This window comes from Schleiferia thermophila (assembly GCF_003337435.1).
Taxonomy (GTDB): Bacteria; Bacteroidota; Bacteroidia; order Flavobacteriales; family Schleiferiaceae; genus Schleiferia; species Schleiferia thermophila.
On the sequence record NZ_QPJS01000001.1, the window covers coordinates 280,532 to 299,830 of the forward strand.

At 37.3% G+C, this 19,299-nt stretch carries 11 protein-coding genes; 10 read left to right on the plus strand and 1 reads right to left on the minus strand.

The window, feature by feature from the left end:
* Positions 1–20 precede the first annotated feature (20 nt).
* Together DES35_RS01270 and DES35_RS01275 are read left to right on the plus strand one after the other, a co-directional pair.
* Complete coding sequence (locus tag DES35_RS01270; protein WP_114365575.1) at positions 21–7,709, plus strand: fibronectin type III domain-containing protein; 7,689 nt, start codon at positions 21–23, stop codon at positions 7,707–7,709.
* Between the two features lie 57 nt (positions 7,710–7,766).
* Positions 7,767–8,672: a glycosyltransferase family 2 protein gene (locus tag DES35_RS01275; RefSeq protein WP_114365576.1), complete on the plus strand. Its 906-nt coding sequence runs from the start codon at positions 7,767–7,769 to the stop codon at positions 8,670–8,672.
* On the opposite strand, the gene DES35_RS01280 is transcribed toward DES35_RS01275, so the two are convergent.
* Entirely contained in the window at positions 8,665–11,040 is a 2,376-nt protein-coding gene (locus DES35_RS01280) for an ATP-binding protein (RefSeq protein ID WP_114365577.1), read from the minus strand. The genes DES35_RS01275 and DES35_RS01280 overlap by 8 nt on opposite strands.
* A 293-nt stretch (positions 11,041–11,333) precedes the next feature.
* Between DES35_RS01280 and DES35_RS01285 the strand changes: the two genes are divergently transcribed.
* From DES35_RS01285 to DES35_RS01320, 8 genes are read left to right on the plus strand one after another with little or no spacing between them, the layout of a single operon-like run.
* Positions 11,334–12,314, plus strand: coding sequence for an AAA family ATPase (locus tag DES35_RS01285; protein WP_037357855.1), 981 nt, complete (start codon positions 11,334–11,336; stop codon positions 12,312–12,314).
* Positions 12,314–13,180, plus strand: a complete 867-nt coding sequence (locus DES35_RS01290) for a DUF58 domain-containing protein (protein ID WP_114365578.1) — start codon at positions 12,314–12,316, stop codon at positions 13,178–13,180. The genes DES35_RS01285 and DES35_RS01290 overlap by 1 nt, the downstream gene beginning before the upstream one ends.
* Positions 13,177–14,073, plus strand: a complete 897-nt coding sequence (locus DES35_RS01295) for a hypothetical protein (protein WP_037357860.1) — start codon at positions 13,177–13,179, stop codon at positions 14,071–14,073. The genes DES35_RS01290 and DES35_RS01295 overlap by 4 nt, the downstream gene beginning before the upstream one ends.
* A gap of 1 nt (position 14,074) precedes the next feature.
* Positions 14,075–15,070 (plus strand): VWA domain-containing protein, encoded by a 996-nt coding sequence (locus DES35_RS01300; protein WP_114365579.1) that lies wholly within the window; start codon positions 14,075–14,077, stop codon positions 15,068–15,070.
* Positions 15,067–16,080, plus strand: coding sequence for a vWA domain-containing protein (locus DES35_RS01305; RefSeq protein ID WP_114365580.1), 1,014 nt, complete (start codon positions 15,067–15,069; stop codon positions 16,078–16,080). The genes DES35_RS01300 and DES35_RS01305 overlap by 4 nt, the downstream gene beginning before the upstream one ends.
* Positions 16,077–16,754 (plus strand): tetratricopeptide repeat protein, encoded by a 678-nt coding sequence (locus DES35_RS01310; RefSeq protein ID WP_114365581.1) that lies wholly within the window; start codon positions 16,077–16,079, stop codon positions 16,752–16,754. The genes DES35_RS01305 and DES35_RS01310 overlap by 4 nt, the downstream gene beginning before the upstream one ends.
* Positions 16,738–18,501 (plus strand): BatD family protein, encoded by a 1,764-nt coding sequence (locus DES35_RS01315; RefSeq protein ID WP_114365582.1) that lies wholly within the window; start codon positions 16,738–16,740, stop codon positions 18,499–18,501. Before DES35_RS01310 ends, DES35_RS01315 begins: the two co-directional genes overlap by 17 nt.
* Entirely contained in the window at positions 18,501–19,265 is a 765-nt protein-coding gene (locus tag DES35_RS01320) for a tetratricopeptide repeat protein (protein WP_051889251.1), read from the plus strand. Before DES35_RS01315 ends, DES35_RS01320 begins: the two co-directional genes overlap by 1 nt.
* The last annotated feature ends 34 nt before the right edge of the window (positions 19,266–19,299 follow it).

Genomic DNA, 19,299 nt, shown 5'->3' on the forward strand with positions numbered 1-19,299 from the left:
ATCACCAAAGTCATGTTCTCATGAAAAACAATTACTTGATTAAGAGTATTATTACACTCTTTTCATTCGTGCTATTAGGACTTACGGCTGTCAAAGCACAAACAACTCCTACCACGGTATCCGGATACTTTTATGCCACAAATACCACCGGAAACCTTGGCCTGGATATCAACAACAATGTGGTAGATATGACAACCGGAGTCACCACACACATTGCAGGACCGGCACCTGCCTCTGGCACCGGTAGCAATGCTACCGCAATATCTTTTCCGATTCCATTTGAAATCCTGGGACAATCTGTCACTACCTTTTCTGTTGCCACAAATGGAATATTAGGGTTAAACTTTAACGCCTCTGCAGGCAATAATATTGGCGGTGGTACAGGGATCCGATTGGGAGCATTCGTAACAGGTTTAAGCAATGGAGGTCTACATAGCACCGGGTCAATTACCTCAAAAGTCGTTGGTACTGCTCCAAACCGGTGTTTCGTCATTCAATGGACGGGAGTTACAATCAATAATACCTCGACAACTCCAGATGGTACCTGGCAAGTTAGGTTATACGAAGGTACCAATCTGATCGAATATGTGCTTGGTCCAATCTCACTGGGAGCTGGCTCTCTTACAGCAGCCAAAAGCGGTTTTTCCAATGGAACGGCCGTCAATTCTTATTATGTGGTAAACTTTACCGACCACTCCGCATCCACTACAACCAATCACAACAATGTAATAAACACCCTCGGTCCTGTAACATCATTAGCAGGAGGTGGTACCGCTACCACAAGGAGACGTTACCTCTTTTCACCTACACCCTTCCCACAAACATTGGTGTCTGTGACCAATGAACAGGTTACAGGCTCAGTGGCCCAGGGGGCAACCAATGCACCGGTGATCCGTCTTAACGTACAAACGAGCGGTACAGCTAACCCACTCAATGTAACAAGTATCACTGCCTCTGCCAATGGCACCACCAGCCTCTCCGACATTTCCAATGCGCGCATTTACTACACTGGCAACAGTGCGACTTTCTCCACAGCCACACAACTTGGTACTACCATCGCCACCCCTTCTACCAACATGGTTTTTACATTCCCGGCGCAAAACTTAGCTGATGGAAACAACTACTTTTGGCTTACCTACGACGTAAGCCCGACTGCTATTACAAATAATGTAATTGATGGAGAAATTTCCTCTGTAACCGTTTCAGGTAACCCGCAAACACCATCACCAATAGCTCCTGCCGGAAACCGAATAATACTGGCCCCGCTTTCAGGTACCTATACTGTAGGGACCGGAGGACAGTTTGCTACCTTGAATGATGCATTTGCAGCCATTAACAATGTAGGTCTTTCAGGAAATGTCACTCTGAACATTATCTCCGATATGACCCTCTCCGCTCCGGCTCAACTTAACGCATGGCCAGAAACCGGTGTTGGAAACTACACCGTAACCATTCAGCCGTCCGGCGGTCCCAGAACCATACAGGCCAGTGTTACCAATTCCGGAGTGCTGATCATTACCACAGGTCGAGTGATAGTGGATGGAAGAATTTCAGGCTCAGGCAATAATCTAACTATCCGAAATACCGCAACAGCCGCTTCTGTAGCAGTTTTAGTCGCAGTGACCACATCAGCAGGTATTAACGACGTTACCATCAGAAACTGTAAACTTCAATGCGGCCCTACTCTAGGAACTACTACAGCTACCACAGCTCTTCAGGTTCAGACTTCAACCGGAAACCCGGGAGCCAACAATGTGAAAATTATCTCCAATATCATCCAAAGTGCTTATAATGGTATCGTAATAAATCCCACAGCAGGAAGTGCTGCATCCAATGGTATTGAGATTTTGAACAATATTATTGGAGAACCTAATGTTTCTGACACTACTTTTAGAATAGGTTTCAGAGGTATCGTAGTTTCAAACAGTGCCTCGCCCCTAATACAAGGAAATGAAATCAATGATATCATCACCAATCTAAGCATTAATGCAGCAGGGATCAATATCGGAACCGGAACCAGTTCAGCCAAAGTATACGCCAACAGAATAAAAAACATTCATTCTCTAAATACTTCAGGGTATGGAGCATACGGCATCAATTGCGAAGCGGGAAGCGATCATGAAATCGTCAACAATGAAATTACTGGTATCAGAACTATTAATTACTCGGCTACCAGTACTACATGGAATGCGTTTGGTATTCGATTTACAACGGGTACGGGTCATAAAGTATATTTTAACTCGGTCAACTTGTTTGGTTCATATGACAATACAAATTCCCAAGTAGCAGCAAGTGCTTGTTTGGTAATTACTACATCAGCAGTGACGGCTGATTTGAAAAACAATAATTTTGTCAATCAGCATACTTCAGTCGGTACGGGCGATGTACAATTTCATACTTTGTGGTTTCCATCAGGATACAATTTTGGATCAAACCTGTTAAGCAATCACAACAACCTGTTCCCTCCTGCCACGAATGGATTTGTAGCCAAAGTGGGGACCAGTGTGGCTACTGGCAATTATGCTACACTTTCAGATTTTCAGACTTTTAGCAATAAAGATAGCAACTCCGTATCAGCTAATCCATTATTCAACAACAACCTGATCTTAATACCAACTAATCCAATTCTCAATAATGCCGGCATCCCCATCCCATCAGTCACTACCGACATAACAGGTGCTACTAGAGGAGCACTACCAGATATCGGTTGTTATGAATTTACCCCAACTCAGGTATGCTTACCTCCCACCGGATTAACTGTTTCAAATATTACAAGTAGTACAGGAATAGTAAGTTGGACTGCTGGTAGCAACAGTGCAAACGATACGTTGTTCCAGGTTAGTTGGGGCCCAGTTGGATTTACACCTGGTTCAAATCCAACCACCATAGCTCAATGGAATTTTAATGGAACTAGCACCACCACTATACCAGGCGGTACCTCTTCGCCCACTGTAGCAGTTGGATCCGGTACTGTTTCCCTTATAGGAGGTACTACTGCCACTTTTGCTTCCGGTGTTGTGGGGGGTGGAAGCTCTGACCCTTCTACCACTGCTCCACCTAATTATGCATGGAATATTTCCAACTTTCCTGCACAAGGCACTGGAAATAAAACTGCGGGAATTCAAATAAACGTCTCAACAGTTGGATTGTCTAACATCGTTCTCCAATTCGACCAAAGACTTTCAAATACATCGTCCAATACGGTGGTGGTTCAGTACACTGCCGATGTTACGGCAACATCTCCTGTGTGGGTTGACTTTGCCACTTTTATAGCTCCTTCCGGTGATACCTGGTACAACAAAAGAACAGTAAACTTCTCATCTGTCACTTCGTTGAACAACAATCCAAATGTTGCCTTCAGAATTGTCTCCTCTTTTTCTGGAAGTGGATCTTCATATTCGGCATCTTCTTCATCTTCCTCTTACTCCACAACTGGAACCTGGAGATTTGATATGATTACAGTGACGGGTTCGGCTGCTGGTACCGGAACTACGGTAACTACTTCATCTAATCCGTACAACATTACTGGACTTATGAGCAGTACAACCTACCAGGTGTATGTACGTGCTCTTTGCGACACCACCCCAAGTGCATGGTCTGGACCAGTATCCTTCACTACTTTATTTCAATGTCCACCTAATGCAGTCTGTGAAACGTATTCTGCAGGAGCTATCAATACCATGCTAAGCTCTGTAGTTGGTCCTAACGATACTTCTGCATGCCCCGGAGTTTTGCAGATCACAGTACCTACTGGAAATGTCATTTCCGGAATAGATGTCGAGTACACTATTGTAGCTCAATCAGGTGCGTGGCTGAGCGAACAGAGAAGCAGATTGTTTAGCCCGACAGTCAATTCCGGGGAAACCATGGTAAGTGGCCCCTCCGTAAATTCTGGAGGTAACCATACCTATAACAGAAGCAACCTTTCCTTTGCCAATGGAGCTTCTGGAACTGTCACCTTCCAACTTCACGCCATCAGAACTTGGGGTGGTACAGGAACAGGTCTCCCCACATGCGATACCATCTACCAGTTTGTTCCAAACAATTCCTGGCGTTTAGTGGTATATTATCAGCCAGCTCCAACATGTCCTGTCGTTACAGGATTGGCGGTTGGGACGATCACTGCCAATTCTGTAGCTCTTTCTTGGAATGCTGCTACCGGGGCTACAGGTTACACAATAGAATATGGTGTTTCAGGATTTACTCCAGGCAGCGGACAGACGCTCTCTGTCACTTCAAACAGCGCAAATGTGACAGGGCTAATGCCGCAGACTTCATATGAATTCTATGTAAGAACAATTTGCGGAACGGATTCATCTGCCGTTCAGGCGGGTCCGGTCTCTGCTACTACACTTTGTGCAGTTCAGCCAATTCCTTTCCACGAAACATTTGATTCCAACTCCACTTCGCTACCGTGTTGGACAGCAGCTCCTCAGTTTCAGTTGGTCAACAACGTGAATGCGTATGGAGGAATAGGGTCGTCCATAAGATTCCCCTTCTACAATATCTCCTCTGGTTCATATGATGCTTTTTCACCTCTGTTTCAACCAGTACCTGCCAACTATAGACTGTCTATAGATCATGCATACGCTACTTATATTAATGAAGTGGATAGTTTAGTAATATCCTACTCAACTGATGGTGGTAGCACTTATTCGACACTGATTGGTTTAGCTGGTGGTCCAAATGGTCCGCTTGCTACAGCAGCACCTACAACTTCTCCATTCACCCCATCTGCTTCCCAATGGAGTACCTTCCAAATACCAATACCCCAGGGAACAAACAGGATTAAATTCACTGCCATCAGCGCATATGGAAACAATCTGTATCTCGATAACTTCAAAGTCGAACCAAATGTGCCAAGCGGCTTTGCATTGATATCTCCTCCGGATAGTGCTATAGTGTTGGTCGCAGGTCCGGCACAACTTCCGGTGAACATTACGTGGGAAAGTGCTAAGTCGTTGACCAACCCTTCATACACGTGGTTACTTAAGACACCAACAGGAAGCTTTGCGAGTCCTCTGGCCGCTATTCCCTCCAATAACGGCGGTAGCGATACAACGCTTACACTTACCATTAGCCAAATTGACGCACTCCTTGCTGCCAATGGTGTTAATATTGGTGATACTATCGGCTTGCAATGGACTGTTAGGGCCATTTCAGGTAACGATACTTTGTTTGCCAATAGCCCATTCTTTATCAATCTGGTAAGACTTGGAGTAGCAGCACCAAACTTCTTGGCTGCACCATTAAACAATGGTGCTACAACACAAGTCCGCGCGCCTAACGGAACTTCAGGACATACCTACATGAGGGCAGCTATGATTATCCGCCAAAATGAGTTCCAGACAGCCGGAATTGACTCAAATACCATCCTGAGAGGAATGGGATTCACTTTAAGTACACCAACCTCTGGCTCAGTAACCGGTATTTTTAAAGTATACGTTCAAAATACAACCGACATAAACTATAATAAAGGCACTGCCTGGACAGGCATTTTGCCTGGTATGTCACTTGTGTATGACGATACGTTGGTCATTCCAGCCAATCAAACATTATATAATCTATTGTTTGACTCTATATTTACGTATACCGGTCAAAATCTCTATCTTGCTTATGATTGGCAGATGATATCATCTCCGGCTCCGTCACCTTTCACTTACTTATCAAATAATATAATCGCCAGCTCTCTCGTTTCCGGAGCTTCAACCACAGCACCACCTGCTACATTGGGTGCTACTGCCTTCAGGCCAGAAATTCGTTGGGCTGTTGACAAGAAAGCAAACGACCTGGAAGTCAAGGCAATATTTGCAAAAGGTAAAAATGCAACCCCTTGGGGTAAACCTGAAACAGTAAGTGCAATCATCGTGAACAACGGTTATCTTCCACAGAACCAAAATGTAACATTAACAATATCGGGTGCCAATACTGGTACAGTCACTGCTGGTGTAAACCTTGCCAGTGGAGCTTCCACTACTGTAAACTTCAATTATACATTGAATAATCTGGGCTTCAGTACACTTACCGTATCTGTACCTTCCGATGATGTCAACAGCAACAACCAAAAATCCTACACACAAGAACTCACAACAGACAGGTTCAGCTATGCAGATACAACATTGTCTGGACTTAGTGGGGTAGGCTTTAATACCGGCTCCGGACTTTTGCTCACAAGATACCAGGTTAATGGAACCAGATCGGTATCTGGTGTAAGGGTAAGAATCAGCAACAATGCTGCTTCAATTGGTCAAACTATTTATCCGGTATTGTTGAAAGATACAGTCATTGTGGCGCAAGGACCCAATTACGTAATTGCGGCTTCAGATACATCCACCTATAAAACTTTCAACTTCCCGACACCCTTCACATTTACAAATGAAGACTTTTATGTAGGTATCGCTCAGACTGTTGGTACTCAGGGATACTTCCCATTGGCTTTCCAAAGCGAAAACCCAACAAGACCTAATGCCTACTATGCAGCAGCATTAAATGGTTCAGGACTTGGTACAGTCAACAATTTCAGGCTGATGATTGAAGCGATTTTAAACGTTCCGGATTCATTAGTACCCTTCACATTGGCAACCCCTGCTAACAATACCACCTACAATGCTAGTGGACCTGGCTCAGTTACCATTACATGGAATAAGACGCAAAGGGCCGTCGGAACTGCACCGGCTGTCACTTATGAGTGGATGGCCGACGTGCCCACTGGAAACTTCACAAATCCACTGGTTACATTGCCGTCTAACAGCAATGGGTTGGATACTTTCCTGGTACTGACCAATGCTCAGATCAATGCACTCTTAGCTGCCAATAATGTTCCACCAGGCACACCAGCAGATGTAATATGGACCGTAAAAGCAACTTCTGGTACACTTACCAGGTTTGCTAACCAGCCCTTCAACATTACTTTAATAGGTGCTGTCCCATGTTCTACTCCTACGTCTATTTCAGCAGCAGCTGGTTGTGATACAGCTTTTGTGTCCTGGACATCAGGTACTGGTAAACTTACCAGCAGGATTGAATTTGGCCCTGCCGGATTTACCCCAGGTACGGGCACAGTGATCTCAGGTATTACTACCAATTCAGCTACTCTTACAGGTCTGATACCGGGTACCTCGTACGAGCTGATAGTGACTGACTCTTGTGCCTCAGGTCTAAGTACTCCTTCGCCCAAAGTACCTTTCAATACCGATCCTGCACCCACTGCAGCCTTTACAGTTGGGACACCTGTAGTGACTGCTACCAATGCAACAGTCACATTCGATGCCTCGACTTCCCAAAACGCCACTTCTTACACTTGGGATTTTGGAAACGGAACTCAGGGCACAGGAGTCAACCCAACGGCAACATACACTTCTAATGGGTCATATACAGTGATACTTGTTACCACCAATACTTGTGGATCAGATACTGCTACTGCTGTAGTCAATATCCAGGGAATCAACATCCGTGAAAACTCCTTAATGGGTATTGTTCTCTATCCAAACCCAACTAATGGAATTTTCACCATTAAAGGTATGGAAAGACTTACAAACGTGTATGTATCTGTAGTCGATGTTACCGGTAAAGTTGTATTCCGGAAGAAATTAGAAAATGGTGTTTTCGCGGAAACCTTTGATCTGAGTAAACTTGCTTCTGGTACCTATCAGGTTAAAATCAACAGTAATGAAGGTACTGCAGTCAAGTCTATTGTGATTAATAAATAAAATTATTTATTTACGTAATAAAACTGCCCGAAGCGTTAGCTTTGGGCAGTTTTTTTTATGATACCGGAATTTTATCACTTTTCTAAGAACAGAGGGAAAATTGATGGATTTTCTATCATCATTCCATCCTGGAACAATCTCAAATACCTTAGTCTTTGCCTGCAAAGTATTTATAAGTACTCTTTTTATAATCATCAGATTATTGTTGCCATCAATGAGGGTAGTGATGGTACTGAAAAATTTTGCAGAGAAAAAGACCTTGATTATGTTTATTTTAAAGATAATGCTGGGGTATGTTTTGCTGTAAATGCTTGCAGAACTATAGCAATATCCGATTGGTTGATGTATATGAACGATGATATGTTTGTTCTACCCGGATGGGACCTTGAGATATTTAATTTTTTAAAAAAAATCAATACAAAAGCAGTAATGGTTTCAGCCACTTTGATTGAACCATTAGATACTAAAAACCCTTGCGTTATAGTCAAGAATTTTGGTACAACCTATGAGGAGTTTTCTGAAAACGATGTTGTAAATTTTGCAAAAGAAAATTACAGAGAAAACTGGACAGGTGCCTCCTGGCCACCTGTGTTGGTTCATAAAGAGATTTGGGATTTGGTTGGTGGTTTTAGCATTGAATTTTCTCCTGGTTTTTATTCAGATCCGGATTTTTCGGCAAAGCTTTACATGGCAGGTGTTACAGAATTTATTGGGTTGGGCAATTCGCTTGTCTATCATTTTGGCACTAAATCCACCAAACGGGTTACTCGTAACGATGGAAAAAATTTGTTTCTTCTAAAGTGGGGTTTAACTGCTTCAGATTTTTACCGTAAAATTCTCAACTTAGGAAATACCAATTTTACTAAAATTAACCTGAAACCAACTTTTTCTATTTCACAAAGATTAAAATATATGATTAAATCTTTAGCTATACTGCTTAAAATCAAAATTAGGATTAAATAGCCATTTTATTTTCATTTAAAAGTAATCGTAATCCTTGCCATTTCAATATGCAATCTTTTATCTCAAGAGGTTTTACAGGTTTTGACACAAAATCATTCATACCAGCCTCCATACATTCATCTCTGTCGCGATCAGTTGCATTTGCCGTTACAGCTATAATTACTGGACGATCTTTTACCTTTGACAATATTCTTTTAGTTGCTTCCAATCCGTCCATTTCAGGCATTTGAATATCCATGAATATGATGTCGTACATGTTTATCAAACTTTTTTCATACGCTACTTTGCCATTTTCAGCTATATCAGCATTGTAACCAAGATTTTTAAGCATCATTACCATAAGCTTTTGGTTGACAGGGTTGTCCTCTGCTACTAAAATTTTTAACTTAGGATCGAGCTCTAATTTACGAAACATAATATTATTTTGAGCTATTGGAGTAACCTCACTTTCTTTTTTCAAGGTTAATGTGAACGAAAATTTTGTGCCTTTTCCTTCATGACTTTCAACACTTATTTTTCCACCCATTAGATCTATAAGACGGTTTGACAAAGCAAGGCCTAATCCAATCCCGCTGTGTCTTCTTGTGTGGCTACCATCAGCCTGTTTAAAGGCTTCAAACATATTTTTGAGCCTTTCTTTGCTGATACCTATACCAGTATCAGTAATACTAAAAGTAATAGACTGGGTGTTAGCTGATTCGTTGAGCAACTTACCTGAAATGATAACTTTTCCCTTACTTGTAAATTTGAAGGCATTGCTAATAAAGTGGATAAATATTTGTTTCAATCGGAGCTCATCACCTACTAAGGTTTCACTAATTTTAGGATCTATAATGATCTCTAAATCAATACTTTTATCTTTTCTGAAATGATTGGTTAATTCTACACTTTTTTCGATGACTTCACGTATATTAACTTTAGAATATTTTAGTTGAATATTTCCAGTTTCTAAATCGCTAAGATTTAAAATATCATCTATGATGGAAGTAAGCTTTTCTGTGTTTTGAATTATGGTTTCGAGTTTGCTAACTTTTGAGCTTTCATTTTCATTTGATTTGAGGATATTTGCATTTCCTAATATTCCATTTAGTGGAGTTCGCAATTCGTGTGACATAGTAGAAATAAACTCATTTTTGGCTCTTACTGATTCCTCAACCGATTTATACAAATATTTAATTTTGTTGCTATATTTAGACATTAATAGATAAATGTGAATACACAAAAATAGAAAAAAGCCTAAAGTGTTTACAAACCATGAATTTTCAATAATTTTGAAGTGATTATTTATGAAATAAAATGATATTAGTAATAAAGAAAATGAACCAAGATTTGTCAGTAATTTTTCATTTTCATTGAAAAAGATCGTTTTTGAAAAAACATACATCATATATAGCCCGATTGTTGGAATCAAACCAAGTAAAATTGCAGGACTGATCAATGTAAGTAAATAACTTGGCACAAATAGACCAATAAGGCCAAGTCCCGCTAAAAATCCTGAACTTACAATCGAAATTCTCTTGTTGGCATATCTTGGAAATAAATAATAAATGTTTAAAATAAATGATGAGAAGGTAAATAGTAAAAATAAATATCCAAATTTTATATATATGTCAAATTTGATACCTTGAAAAAACGCACTAAATATTTCACTAGAATAAATGGAATATTGAGTGGTAAAAAATATTGAAAATAAAGAGAATATTAGGAATTCAAGCCCTGATTTTCCCAAATTATATAAAATCATAAAGATAATTCCAGTTATAAAAAATATTCCAATCACTATAGCATCTGATATCAGTTTTTTGTAGTATTGATTTATTAAGTAATTGTAGGCTCCCAATATTGGTGGTTTTACAATACCACCCTCAAAATGGTTGAAATTTGATACATGAAGTGTGATGTCTAATAACTCAGATTCTTTTGGATCTATTTCTATAAATATAGGTTTTACTGCTGGTTTGTACGTTTCTTTTTTATCAGAAACTACACCTACAGAAGCATACAATTGGTCATTGACATAAATTTTGACTGATGAATAGATTTTTTCAAACTTCAATAAAAGTCTTGGATTTTCTCTATTGATTTTAATTCTTGCATGATAAGTTCCAAAACCAGTTCTTTTCTCTAGGATACCTCTTTTGTACAGTTCATGCCAATTGTCAGTCGCAGAAATCCTGTACCCCTTTAGGTTTTTCAAAGATTTAATTTCTTTGCTTGTATAAAATGCATTTGGATAAAATATCCATCCTTCATTTAGCAATACTGGTTTTTCATTAAAAAAATTTTTTCCACTTACATCAAATAGCTCTGCTCTGGACACTACCACCAGGCAAATCAAAAAAATTGTTTGCAAAGCCTTGATTTTCATAGGTAGTGAATAGTAGCAATCATTATTCCAATGTAAATATCAATTGTAATGCGCTGGAATACAAATTTGTAATACAAATTTAAAAATTCATAAATTCTCAAAAATGGAATTTAATCCATAGATGAATTCTATTTGACTCGACTCACATTGATGAAGTAATCCAATCCATGTCCTTTCTTATTTACAAGATGGCGTTAAAGAAAATTAAATGAAATGCTACGTGATTTATCACGATATACCAGCCTCGATTACCTAACGTTAACTTTGTGGTCCTATACAAAATCATTTTTTAAATGAAAGAACAAACTGAAGAGTTTATAGCTTCCTACTCTTTAATCGAAAAAATTAAGGATGAATTGTCCAAAGTTTTAATTGGACAGGAATACATGGTCGACAGATTGCTTATAGGGCTGATATCTTCGGGACATATTTTGCTAGAGGGTGTGCCTGGCTTGGCAAAAACTTTGACCATTAAATCACTTGCATCGTGTTTTGATGCTAAATTTTCAAGAATCCAATTTACCCCTGACCTATTGCCTTCTGATGTCATAGGAACTCAAATTTACAATATCCAATCAGGTCAATTTTCAGTCAAATTAGGTCCTATTTTCGGGAATTTTATTTTAGCAGATGAAATCAATCGGGCACCAGCCAAAGTTCAAAGCGCATTGCTCGAAGCCATGCAAGAAAAACAGGTAACGATAGGGGAAGAGACCTATTTTTTAAAACAACCCTTTTTGGTTCTTGCAACTCAAAATCCATTGGAACAAGAAGGCACCTATCCTCTGCCCGAAGCTCAGCTAGATAGATTCTTTATGAAAGTAGTAATCACTTATCCAAGTTATGAGGAGGAGCTAAAAATATTAAAGAGTTATGCAAATACTAGCAGCGAACACCACTTGAATCCAGTAGCAACAGTAGACCAAATCTTCTCACTTCGACAAATCGTTCAGTCGGTTTATATGGACGAAAAACTAGAGCGATACATTGTAGATTTGGTCATAGCTACCCGAAGTCCTCAACAGTATGGACTGGCTCAACTTAAACCTTTAATTTCCTACGGAGTATCTCCTCGAGGGACGATCGCACTGGCAAAAGCAGCTAGAGCCATGGCATTCCTTCAGGAAAGAACTTATGTGCTTCCCGACGACATTAAGGCAGTAATTAACGATGTATTCAGACACAGAATCGGACTGACCTATGAAGCTGAAGCAGAAGAATTGACACCAGAGTTTTTAATAGAAAAAGTATTAAATCAAATTCAGGTACCTTGATGGAGATTGCTGAGCTTTTAAAAAAAGTAAGACAAATTGAGTTAAAGACCAGAAAAAAGAGCAACGAAGTGTTGCTTGGTAGTTATCACTCTGCTTTTAAAGGTCGGGGATTAACAGTCTCTGAGGTCAGACCGTATGCCTTCGGGGATGATGTAAGGTTACTGGACTGGAAAGTCACCGCCAGGCTTTTAATACCCCATATTAAGGTAATGCAGGAGGAACGGGAGCTCACGCTTTTGTTGGTAGTTGACCGCAGCGGCTCTCACCTATTTGGAACCAGATACGCCCAAAAAGCTGATTATATTACAGAAATAGCTGCACTTTTGGCATTTTCTGCCCTCAATAACAATGACAAGGTGGGGGTTCTGTCCATCGGTACTAATGGATTACATCTGATAAAGCCTCATAAAGGAAGACAACATGTTCTCAAGATCATCAGGGAATTGATTGGCATGAATGGTGATAATGGTACTGCCCATTTATTTCAATCCTTGGACTTTATAAACAAAGCTTTCAAAAAAAGAAGTATTGTCTTTATATTATCTGACTTTCTTATTGAGGAAAATCTGGAGAAAAGCGTAAAACAACTTAGCACTAAACATGACCTGGTAGCCATAAGAGTTCAGGACAATTTTGAAAAACATCCGATTCCACTTGGCTTTACGAAAATGAAAGATATTGAAAGTGGGGAAAGCTATTGGGTTAATCTCAACAAGAAGAAAATTGAAGCATACAAAAAAGATATTGAACTTCTAAATAACGAAATAAAAAATATGTTTCAAAAAAATGGAGCAGGCTTTATAGACCTAACCGTGGGTGATGATTACTACAAATCCTTAATTAAATATTTTCAGTCTAGAAGATGATCAAGTTATTTAAGTATAGAATTACTGTTTTATATACCTTTATTTCTTTATCATTATTTGGCCAAATAAAAACCTATTCAGATACAAATGCCATATTTATTGGACAACCACTTAACTTGTTTTTTGAAATTGAAAAAGGAGTTTATGTGCAACAAGTGCAACCGCATGATACACTAAACGGATTTTTTATACTAAGTGAGTTTGATACAATAAGTCAGGATAATAATTCAATTACATTGGCTTTGACGGTGACAAAATTTGATACTGGTTTTTTTGAATTTCCCCAATTGATTTTTCTCAAAAATTCCGATACTTTACTGAGCAGTACGATTGGAGTTTTCGTACTAATACCCACTTTAAATGAGCAAATCGAAATCTATGATGTAAAGGAAAATATTTCTTTTTACGACGATAGTTGGATTATATTCTTATTACTTGCAATATTGTTGATTATAATAATTTATATACTATATAAAAAATTAAGTAAAAGAAAAAATAAAAACTTTCAAAAAATCCTACAAATGACTCTGGAGAAAGAGACAATAGAAAAGATGAGAAATCTTGTAAAAATGTATGAGAAAGGTGATATAGATGGTAGAACATTTTACTTTGAATCAGATGAACTTATCAGAGGCTATATGGAAAAGAAATATGGATATAAATTTTTAGAAAGTACAACGAGAGAAATGTCAAAATATCTTGAAAAGATTCCAATAAGTATGACCAATCTAAATTTATTAAAAAAGTATTTTAAAACAGCTGAATTGATAAAATTTGCAAAAGTTCTCGACGATAGAGATAATACTATTTTTATGATTCAAAAAATTATCGAATTTATGCAGTCACAGGAGATAAATGACATGCAAATTAATGAGATAAATGAAGTAAAATAAAATGGAAATAGAATTTGATAGACAATTTGTATTATACTTTGTATTAATACCTATCTTCTTGCTTGCTATTAAGAAATTTTTAAAAAAGGAGTATTTTCCGTATTTTAAAACAAGTCATATTTTTTTTAAAAAATATGGTTTCAAATACTGGAATCCAGAGGTAATCGGAAAAACTTTATTTGCATCGAGTTTTTTAGTTTTATTGATTGCTTTATCTGGACCTTTTGAAAATGCTACCGTCAAAAAAAGTCTTGATGGAGAGGGTATATCCATTGTACTTTCAATAGACGTTTCTGCCAGTATGTTGGCAAGAGATTTTAAACCAGATAGACTACGAGCGACAAAAATGGTTGCTACTGACTTTGTTTCCAATCGACCTGATGATTACATCGGTGTAGTGTTGTATGCAGGTGAGAGCTTTACAAAAATTCCCCTGACCGTCGATAAACAGGCGTTGATAAAAGCTATTGATGAAATTGATTATGGACTTGTAGACGATGGTACTGCGATCGGAATGGGCCTTGCAACTGCAGTCAATCGCATAAAAGACAGCCATACGAAAAGTAAAGTAATTATACTGATGAGTGACGGCGAAAACAATATAGGGGAAATAGACCCTTTAACTGCTGCAGAATTGGCAAAAAAATATGGAATACGAGTTTACACTATAGGTGTAGGAACGAAAGGCTATGCCCTAACACCAATTGCCTATGATTTTAAAGGAAATCTTGTCTTCGAAAACAGGCCTGTTTCAATCGATGAAAATTTATTAAAAAACATAGCAAAAATGACAGGAGGTAATTATTACAGAGCCACAGATACTGACGCACTTAAACAAATATACGAAGAAATTGATAAATTAGAGAGATCCAAAATTTCTGAAATTACATATAATAATAAAAAAGAATATTTCAAATACTTCTTGTTTCCTGGATTGCTTCTGATTTTAAGTGACACTTTATTGAGACTGTTTGTCTTCAAATCTTTTGTGGAATGAATTTGGAATTTGAAAATAAAAATTTTGTATATTTAGGTATATTTTTCTTACTTCTGATATTATTCTTTGCAATAATTAATTTTCTTAAAAGTCGTAAGAAGATAAGTAGGTTAGGGGAGAAATATTTAGTGGATAAGCTACTTGTAAAATACAACAGTTTCCGGCATTTCTTAAAGTATATTTCAAGAGCATTAGCAGTCTTTTTAATTTTTTTAGCAGCAGCAAATCCCATAGAATATTTGAAAGGCTACAGGAAAAACGTATTGAGTAGTGATGTTGTTATAGTACTTGATATTTCAAACAGTATGTTAGCAGATGATATTAAACCAAGTAGACTTGAATTTGCAAAGCAATTACTTTTAAAAGTCTTAACCAGCTCTGATGATAGATTTGGCCTCGTAGTATATGCAGGTTCAGCTGCTATTGTACAGCCTCTTTCAATCGATAAGGAAATGTTTAAAGGCATCGTTCGCAACATAAAACCAGATTATATTTATCAACAAGGAACCGATATTGAACAAGCTGTATCAAAGTCTCTTTTACTCTTTGACAAAGATCGAATATCAGATCGGGTAATTTTGTTGATCACAGATGGAGAAGATCATGAAGGGGGCGTAAACAATATTGTAAAAGAAATCAAAGACAAAAATATAAAACTAATTCTTTTGGGAGTTGGAACTAAAAACGGCAGTCCCATACCTATTTCTCAATATAATAGAGAAGATTTTAAGCGAGACAAGGATGGCAATGTTGTAATTACCCGACTTGATGAAGGAAATTTGCAGGATCTTGCAAAGAAAACAAAAGGAACCTATATTAAAGCAACTTCCTTACAACAAGCTCATTCCGCACTAAAAAACGAATTTGAAAAATTAAAAAGAGAGGAAAGTGAATTTTCCATTCGGGATGGGTACAACAGTTTATATTATATTCCCTTGTCGTTGGCTATTTTTCTCATTTTATTTGAAATGGTTTTATTAGATTTTTTTTACTTTTTAATAAAAAAATGAGAACGGCTACTGCTCTTATGTTTTTCTTGTGTACCTTCTTTGCTGAGGCACAGATTTCCGGTTACAAGAGGTCTGTTAATGAAGGCAATCGACTGTTTAATGAAGAAAAGTATGAAGAATCGTATAAAAAATTTCAACAAGCTATTGCTAAAAGAAATGGAATTAACACGGAAGCTGCTGAATACAATGCAGGAAATGCCAAGTATAAATTAAATGATTATCAGGAAGCTGAAAATACATATAAAAAAATTATCAGGTCGACTAGCAATAAAAGTTTAAAAGCAAAAGCTTATCATAACTTAGGCAATACCCATTATCAAAATAAGGATTATCGCAATGCTGTTGAAGCATATAAACAAGCACTTATACTTGATCCATCTGATGATGAAACAAGATATAATCTAGCCAGGGCATTAACAATGCTACAAAATCAAAAGTCATCTGAAGGAGGAATGGCAAATGACAAAAAAAATAATAACCAGCGGCAAAATGATTCAAAAAGTGGCCAATTGTCAGAAAATGAAACTCAAGAAAATGAGAAATCAAAAATTGATGAGACAATCGCTGAAAATCTGATGCAGTACTTAAATCAAAAAGATAACGAAGTACAATCCAAAGTTAGAGAAAAAGAACATAAGAAGAAAAGAACACGAAAAAATGAAAAAGATTGGTAAAAAAACATGGCTTGTTCTATCTATTCTACTTTTGAGTTCTTTTCACTTCCTGGAGGCTCAAGAGCTCCTTTTTATAGCCAAATCAAATAAATATAAAGTAGGCAAATATGAGGAATTTGAAATTACTTTTTCTATAAATGCCCAGGGAATTGGATTCAAAGAGCCCAAAAATTTAAGAGAACACTTTACAGTGATTTCTGGTCCAAATAGTTCGACCTTTACTAGCATCAGTAATGCTGGATTAAGAATTGAACAAACCTATACCTTCATTCTAATGCCTAAGAAAATGGGTAAATTTACCATTTCCGAAGCATCCATTAATGTCGGTGGTAAAACAATTTATTCTAAACCATTTGATATAGAAGTAGTCCCACAAGTATACGATGAAAGTATAGACCCAAATGATCCAAAGACTATAGCAAAAAAACTGGCTTTTGTTAAAATTAAAGTGCCAAAGAATAACTTTTATGTTGGCGAAGTATTTACGGTAGATTATCTGCTATATTACCGTACCGGAATTGGCAATATTGAATTACTAAATGTACCTGATTTTAAGGGTTTTTATTCAGAAATATTAAGAGAACAAGTCAATCCTTATCAGGAGACGGTCGATGGCGAATTGTTTAATGTTGTTGTATTAAAACGCATGCTGGTATTTGGCCAAAAGGCGGGTACATTTAGCCCCGGAAGCCTTGAAGTAAGAATTCCTACAGAAATTCAAACCAATTCAAGAGACTTATTTAATCCGTTTTTCAGGTCTTCTACCGTTGTCAATCAAGTTAGTGTTTCTCAGTGCCCAACAATTACTATAAAAGCATTGCCAACATATACCTACAAAACTCCATTTTCAGGAGCAGTGGGAAAGTTTAGATTTAAAGCAAATCTTACAAAATCTACAGCTAATGCGGGCGATGCTGTTTCATTAAAATTAACAGTTGAGGGAAATGGAAATCTCAAATTTATTCAACTGCCGGAAGTTGAATTCCCAGTACAGTTTGATGTCTATGAACCCAAGAAAACGGATAAAATTTCCGTCACATCCGCTGGGATGGTTGGCTCCCGTGAGATTGAATATATTCTGATACCAAAGTACAATGGAGAATATACCCTTCAACCATTGTCTTTCACCTATTTTGACCCTTCTGAAAATAAATATGTAGAACAAGTTCTGGATCGTTTAACTCTAAAGGTAACAGGTGGAGAACAGTATGTACAAATAAGCGAAGACCAACGAAATATAACTACTCAGGACAAAGAATCTGGCTACCTTCAAAGAGATATTTTATTTATAAAACAGAATTCAAATTGGATTAAACATGTCCAGGCTTCCTATTATGTTCAAGTGTTTAAGTGGTGGACCTTAGGAGTGAGTGTTGCAATAACCTTTGCTTTGTTATTAGTACTGGGAAAACAATTATATGGATCTAATATTTACAGAAAAATATACTTTAAAAAACAAATACATCAAGCATTTATAGAAGTTGAGAAAAACTATACGGAACCAAAAGATAGACTCAATTTATTAAATCAAAAACTTCAGATGATTTTAAGTAATTATACTTTAAATAATTCACAAATTACGGCTAAAAAATCTGATGATTCTGTAAGTGAGATAGCCAATCAATTCAAGTCATTCAATAAAAAAATAGAAGAGTCGATCTTTAGCGGAAGTACCAATGATGAATTGATAGATTTATATCAGGATATTAAAATGTATTTTTCCAAAAAGCTCAAAATTACTATATGATGTTAGGCTTCAGGGCATTGTGTTTGCTTTTGTTTTTATCATTGAGTCATTTGTTGTTTTCTGAATTATATTTAAAAACGGAAATAGACTCCCTGTTTACGGTGGCTAATGAGTTTTATAAAAATGAACAATATCAAGAGGCCATTCGTATGTACAATTCAATTCTTGATAAGAGGTACATAAGTTCAGAGCTTTTTTATAATCTGGCCAATGCGTATTTCAAAGAATCCCAATATGGAATGTCCAGATATTATTATGAAAAAGCTTTGATGTATACGCCATATGATGCCGAGATCTTGCACAATGTGAACCTGTTGCTTGAAAACATTCCATATGATATTGGTTTCGGACTTCCTTCGGAAATTGAAAAAGTAATTTTCTGGTTAATTCATTCGGATGTGATGCTGTATTTAACGATTTTATCATTTCTTTTGGTCATACTTACTTTTTATTATTGGGTTAAAAATTACTTTTTTAGAGATGTAAAATATTTTGTGCCAAAAGTGGTTTCATTGCTTGGTATGAGTTTAATCCTTATTGGGATTGTATATTGGATAGATTCAAAGAATGTGGAAAACTATTGCATCGTTGTGAAAAACACAACTTTTATAAAAAGCGAACCTGTAGAATCGGCAAAAGAAATTTTTATTCTCAATGAGGCTATGAAAGTAATGAAATTAGATGAATACAATGGATATGTAAAAATTCGATTACCAGATGGTAAATTAGGTTGGGGAAATAAGGATGATTTCTTTTATCTATAAAATCTTTTTGAATGTATCAAAAAATTTTCTGTTG

Excerpts from the sequence above, each read along its gene's own strand:
- DES35_RS01275 (WP_114365576.1), top strand. The coding sequence starts at position 7,767 with ATGATACCGGAATTTTATCACTTTTCTAAGAACAGAGGGAAAATTGAT.
- DES35_RS01310 (WP_114365581.1), top strand. The coding sequence starts at position 16,077 with ATGAGAACGGCTACTGCTCTTATGTTTTTCTTGTGTACCTTCTTTGCT.
- DES35_RS01270 (WP_114365575.1), top strand. The coding sequence starts at position 21 with ATGAAAAACAATTACTTGATTAAGAGTATTATTACACTCTTTTCATTC.
- DES35_RS01315 (WP_114365582.1), top strand. The coding sequence starts at position 16,738 with ATGAAAAAGATTGGTAAAAAAACATGGCTTGTTCTATCTATTCTACTT.
- DES35_RS01300 (WP_114365579.1), top strand. The coding sequence starts at position 14,075 with ATGGAAATAGAATTTGATAGACAATTTGTATTATACTTTGTATTAATA.
- DES35_RS01290 (WP_114365578.1), top strand. The coding sequence starts at position 12,314 with ATGGAGATTGCTGAGCTTTTAAAAAAAGTAAGACAAATTGAGTTAAAG.
- DES35_RS01280 (WP_114365577.1), bottom strand. The coding sequence starts at position 11,040 with ATGAAAATCAAGGCTTTGCAAACAATTTTTTTGATTTGCCTGGTGGTA.
- DES35_RS01285 (WP_037357855.1), top strand. The coding sequence starts at position 11,334 with ATGAAAGAACAAACTGAAGAGTTTATAGCTTCCTACTCTTTAATCGAA.
- DES35_RS01295 (WP_037357860.1), top strand. The coding sequence starts at position 13,177 with ATGATCAAGTTATTTAAGTATAGAATTACTGTTTTATATACCTTTATT.
- DES35_RS01305 (WP_114365580.1), top strand. The coding sequence starts at position 15,067 with ATGAATTTGGAATTTGAAAATAAAAATTTTGTATATTTAGGTATATTT.
- DES35_RS01320 (WP_051889251.1), top strand. The coding sequence starts at position 18,501 with ATGTTAGGCTTCAGGGCATTGTGTTTGCTTTTGTTTTTATCATTGAGT.